The organism is Paracoccus litorisediminis, from assembly GCF_009711205.1.
Lineage (GTDB): Bacteria > Pseudomonadota > Alphaproteobacteria > Rhodobacterales > Rhodobacteraceae > Paracoccus > Paracoccus litorisediminis.
On the sequence record NZ_WMIG01000049.1, the window covers coordinates 1 to 5,292 of the forward strand.

Below are 5,292 nucleotides of genomic sequence, written 5' to 3' on the forward strand. Positions count from 1 at the left end.
CGATCGGCGGCGACTTTCTGATCAACGGGTTTCTTGCTCATCTTCGCTCCTTGAAAGCTACGATGTGCCAGAAACCCTCCCGTCATCAATCAACCAAATCTGTCCCATAGGCCCTGACGCCGGACACGCGTGGGCCGTATACCTCGGAGCAGATCCTGAAGCTGACCGGGGCGCAGACGGTGGCGAATGGCTGCCCGTCGCATTTCATCAACCCCCGCGCCGATCTGGGCAAGCGCATCGAGGCGAACTGGAACGCCAATCCCCTGCCGCAGCGGATTGCCGTCGCCGGTGGCCACGAAGCCTGGCGCAACACGCGCGAGATCGAGCAGCAGCTTATCTCGATGATGATGGACCCGCAGTTCCCGGGCGTCTACATCGTCCAGTCCATGGGCAACATGATCAAGATCTCGCGCGGGTTGTTCGACGAGATCGAGCCCGAGGCGCTGGACCGTATCCACAAGCATACGGTTCCGCATTACTCACTCGACCAGTTCAAGGCCTGGGCGCTGAACTATGCGCGCTCCTACTACGACGTCGCGACCTGGATGGACGAGCTGCGCCGCCACGATCTGCTGATCGGTCCGCGCTTCCATGGTGCGCAGCTGGCCATCCAGGCCGAGCGCATGGCCTGCACGATCACCATCGACACCCGCACCGAAGAAATGTGCCGCGAAACCGGCATTCCCTTCCTGCGCGCCGGTGATCTGAAAGAGCCGCTGACCCGCACGCGCCTGCGGCAACTGATCAAGTTCGACGGTGCCGCCTATGACCAGCATCGCGCGATGAAATGCGCGCGCTATGTCGAATTCCTGCGGGGAACTGGCCTGAAACCGGCGGATTACCTGCTGGAAATCAGTGCAGGTGCGGGCAACGCCGACGCTCCGCAGCTTGTCGAGGCTGAAGGCTGAGCACCTGCGTCAGGCATGGGATCATCCGGCGCGCCATGACCGGAAAAGGCGTGTCATGAGGCTCGGCCTCATGCACGTCAACCCATGGCGCGACCGCAGGTCTGACACATAAGCCAAAGCCCGGCGCAGATCAGCTGCGCCGGGCCAAAGCAGGATCGCGGTCTCATCCTGGCATCAGTCTTGTCGGGGCGAGGCCACGCGTCACTAAAACGGCAATTCGCGAATGCCCTGATGTGACAGGACGCGCGAGATGCCGCGAACCGCTGTTTTCAGCCTGAACCGCCGCAGATGACGCGTTCCAGCCGGACAAGACGTCCGGGGCTTGTCTTCCCAATGAAATGCCGCGCCAGATGGTCGAAGATCATCGCAGGCAACATGGCCGCGATCGTGTCGGGGCTTGGGCCACAAGCTGCGCGGGATCGCCGTCTGGCGCTATTCCGGATCGCCTTGCCGGTTGCCCGCGCTGTCCAGCCACCAGCAGGTCACCTTGCCTTCGGGGCGGAACCGGTCGCTTTCCGCGATGGGCGGATAGGTCAGGGTCCGGTGGCAGGTAAAGCCAGCGATCTCGATCTCGCCGTAAGCACCGTGGCCAAGACGGGCCGACATCACCTTGTCGATCAGCCAAGGGCTCAGCTCCTCGGGGCGGGCGCTGGCGGGGTCGGCGATGATCTCGGTCAGACGCAGGCGCTTGGCGTCCTCGGATGCCCAGATCCGGGCGACCTCGGCTCGGAATTCGTCTTCCGTGGCGATATAGGCGTCCAGCGCTGGCAGCGGCTTGATGCCCGGTTTCTTCAGCTTGAGATGCCCGCCCTGATAAAGCGCCTTCAGCACGCGCGCTCCGATAGGTGAGGTCAGCTGCACGGTTGCATCATGAAAGGCCAGCTCCCTGTCCTCGGCCGAGAGCCGCAGCGTCGCCGGGCGGCCTTCCTGCACCGCGCGTCGCAGCGCCGCCAAGGCCGGGGTGCGATGCACATGCGGGATCAGGTCGATGATCGACAGGGCCGGCTTCATGCGTGCCCGGATATCCCATAGCATGATGTCGGCTCCTTTGCTCACGGCAGGGTGGCGGTGCTCATAGCGCTGCTTGCCATCCGCGTCCACCCGGGCGTGCATTGTTTGCTGATGCAGACCTGACAGATCTTGCATCACCCGGCGCGGGCGCGCATGCAACGGAACATGAGCATTGTCCCACACCAGCCTGCACCGAACCTGTCCGACCTTGGCTGGACGGACTTCTTTGACGACCAGTTGACTGCCGAGGAGACCGGACTGGCCCGCATGCGCGTCGCCACCGTCCATCGCGCAAGGATGACGGCAGAATCGGGGCAAGGCCCGGTGCGGCTGCAGCTTCCGCCCCAGACCAATACCTCGGATTATGCGGTAGGGGACTGGGTGCTGGTCGAGCCCGGTTCGGGCCTGCTGACCCGCAGGCTTGACCGCAACACCCTGCTGCAGCGGCGCATCGAAGGTGGGCGCGCCCCGCAATTGATTGCAGCGAATGTGGACACCCTGTTCATCGTGACCTCCTGCAATGACGATCTGAACCCGGCGCGGCTGGAACGCTATCTGGTGCTGGCGAATGAGGCCGGGACCGTGCCGGTGATTGTCCTGACCAAGGCGGATCAGGTGGCGGATGCCCGACCCTATCTGGACCGGGTGTCGGGATTGCAGCGCGGGTTGCAGGCGGTGGCGCTGAACGCCAAGTCGCCCGAGGCGGCTAAGACGCTGGCCCCATGGTGCGGTGCCGGACAGACCGTGGCGCTTGTCGGTTCGTCCGGGGTGGGGAAGTCCTCGCTGTTGAACACGCTCGCCGCAAAGCTGCCCGAGGATGCGCAACTGACCGGCAGCATCCGCGAGGACGATGCCAAAGGAAGGCACACCACCACCTCGCGCTCGCTGCACCGGATTTGCGGGGGTGGTTGGGTGATCGACACGCCGGGGATGCGCGCGCTGCATGTCAGCGACATCTCGGTCGGGTTGGACCTGCTGTTTGCCGAGATCGCCGAGCTGGCCCCCGGCTGCCGGTTCCGCGACTGCACCCATGCCCATGAACCGGGATGTGCGGTTCAGGCGGCTGTGGCCGCCGGCGCGCTGGACCCTGCGCGGCTTGCACGCTGGCGCAAGCTGCAGGAGGAGAACCTTGACAATACTCCGGTCCAGTCCGGCCCGCGCGGCAACAAGACCACCAAACCCCACGGCAAACGCCGCTGACGGGTGCATTTGCTTCGGCGTTGCGGGGTTTGAGCGCCGGCCACGGCGATCATCTGCGCGCCATGTCCGGCCTTCAGAGTCCTCTGGCGGCGCTTGAGGGAGAGGTCCGGGTGATCGGCGCGGAATATCCCGCAGGCAGCCTGGAGCGTCCGACATATGCAGGCAACATCCTGCTGGTCAGGCTTGTGACGATGGATCAATGACAGGGTTGCGGTGGCACCTGGCGAGGGGCATGAAGTGACGGGCATGTATTCCGTATGGGGCCGTCGCATGTTCGAACCCTATCTGCAGCGCTGGAATCTCGTGCCCGACGGACCGCCGATCCAGACCCGCAGCTCGGGCCTGTTGCCGGTGCTGCAAGGCACCCTGCCAGCGATGCTGAAGCTGCCCCTGATCGAAGAAGAGCGTCGCGGCGGACGATTGATGGCGTGGTGGCGAGGCGAGGGTGCTGCCCGCGTCCTTGAGCATGCGGATGGCGTGCTGCTGCTGGAGCGTGCGACTGGTGTCAGATCCTTGTCCGACATGGCGCGCGGCGGAGCGGACGATGCGGCCTGCCGCATCCTTTGCGCGACCGCATCGCGGCTGCATGCGCCGCGCCGGACACCACCGCCCGAGCTTGCGCCGCTTGCTTGCTGGTTTCAGGCGCTCGGCCCGGCGGCGCGGACTCATGGCGGTATGTTGTCCCGTTCGGCCGCGGCGGCCGAATTCCTGCTGTCGACACCGCGAGAGATGGCGCTGCTGCATGGCGACCTGCACCACGGCAACGTCCTCGATTTCGGCGATCAAGGCTGGCTGGCCATCGACCCCAAGGGTATTCTGGGCGAACGCGGCTTTGACTTCGCCAATATCTTCACCAACCCGGATCTGGCCGATCCCAGCCAGCCTGTAGCTGTCGATCCACATTGCTTTGCGCGGCGGCTGGCCACGGTGACCATGGCCGCCGATCTGGACCGCGAGCGTCTGCTGCTGTGGATCGTTGCATGGTGCGGGCTGTCATTGGCGTGGTCTATTGAGGACGGAAATCCCGCCCCGGTCAATCTCCGGGTGGCCGAGCTGGCCAGTGCCGAACTTGATCGTTGATGCCACCTGACCGGGTAGCGCGGCAGGGTTCGGAATTGGGATGTGGTGTTTTCCCCGGTTTTGGCGAGGTCGGGGCATGAAGGTAGTCCGGATCAGTTCATTCTCGTCGCTTCTCGTGGTGGCCGAACTAACCGGCCCGTTGCTTGCGCAATCACCGACGGGCGATCTTGGAGCGGGGGTCTAGCTTAGTCTGGCCGTGGACATCTCGCGCGGTCAATCTGGACGAGCAGGCGATCCAGTGCGGGGATATGCCGCCGCCCCCCGCAGTACCCTGCTGCAAAAGGCTATCCTGTTCGTGAATGGAAACAGATCGCGGTGACTTATGTCGAATGGGCGGGCATGCACTCGCAGACGGCGGCGAATACCTGAACGCTGATCGACAGTGCCGCAGCCGCCAAGGCCGGCGGCTGGCGAGAAAGATCGACGAAATCTCTTCAAGATCAACCTGCCGCACGCCACCGTCTTGGGAATCGTATCGGGACGCCAGCGCCTTTGTTTTCGGCTTAGTCAGCTGGGAACGGAAGTTCTGAAGGAAGGGTGCGCAGACGCTTCTCAACGTCAGGCAGCGTCATCTTCTGCAGGCTGAGTTGGGCATCCGCGAACGGAATTCGGGCGGGGTGGGGTTTCCTCATTTGCATGGCGGTCTCCTTGGACAAGGCTTCGCCGTTCGGAAAAGTGCAACCTTTCCGTGGGCTTTAATAAAAATCAGGTGTTCCGGAGGCCCTCTGGCTGTCATCGCAGGAGCAGGACGTCGCTGTGTGAGGGAAGCAATGCCGAGAAGAAGGAGGGGCGTCGACCGGTGGCAGTAAGCGCCTAAAACCGCCGTGACGGTGAGCCCAGAACCCTACATAAGAATCTGAAATTTAACAACTTTGAACGAATCGCTCCGTGCGATGGTCAAGAATCAGGGCGGAATGGACATTTCAGGCTAGTAGTTACAACAATTCTACTTTTCTTCTACAAGGGTGTAGCAACCATTCAGAATTGTCCCATTTCTGGCCATTCAGAAATGTCCTCGGACGCGGCATTTGCCAGCAGCCGGGCAGGGCGGAGACTTCCGCCATCGCAGCCCTGACCGGCTGCCGTGAGCCGA

At 63.4% G+C, this 5,292-nt stretch carries 4 protein-coding genes; 3 read left to right on the forward strand and 1 reads right to left on the reverse strand.

The window, feature by feature from the left end; all coding sequences use genetic code 11:
* Positions 1 to 179: 179 nt before the first annotated feature.
* Complete coding sequence (locus GL300_RS25895; RefSeq protein WP_246195465.1) at positions 180 to 908, forward strand: polysaccharide pyruvyl transferase family protein; 729 nt, start codon at positions 180 to 182, stop codon at positions 906 to 908.
* Positions 909 to 1,340: 432 nt separating this feature from the next.
* On the opposite strand, the gene GL300_RS25900 is transcribed toward GL300_RS25895, so the two are convergent.
* Positions 1,341 to 1,943, reverse strand: a complete 603-nt coding sequence (locus tag GL300_RS25900; protein ID WP_155042554.1) for a hypothetical protein — start codon at positions 1,941 to 1,943, stop codon at positions 1,341 to 1,343.
* 141 nt (positions 1,944 to 2,084) lie between these two features.
* On the opposite strand from GL300_RS25900, the gene rsgA reads away from it, so the two are divergent.
* Both rsgA and GL300_RS25910 read left to right on the forward strand, forming a co-directional pair.
* Complete coding sequence (gene rsgA / locus GL300_RS25905; protein WP_155042555.1) at positions 2,085 to 3,119, forward strand: ribosome small subunit-dependent GTPase A; 1,035 nt, start codon at positions 2,085 to 2,087, stop codon at positions 3,117 to 3,119.
* A 270-nt stretch (positions 3,120 to 3,389) separates the two neighbouring features.
* On the forward strand, positions 3,390 to 4,199 hold the full coding sequence (locus tag GL300_RS25910; protein ID WP_155042556.1) for an aminoglycoside phosphotransferase family protein: 810 nt from the start codon (positions 3,390 to 3,392) through the stop codon (positions 4,197 to 4,199).
* Positions 4,200 to 5,292 lie beyond the last annotated feature (1,093 nt).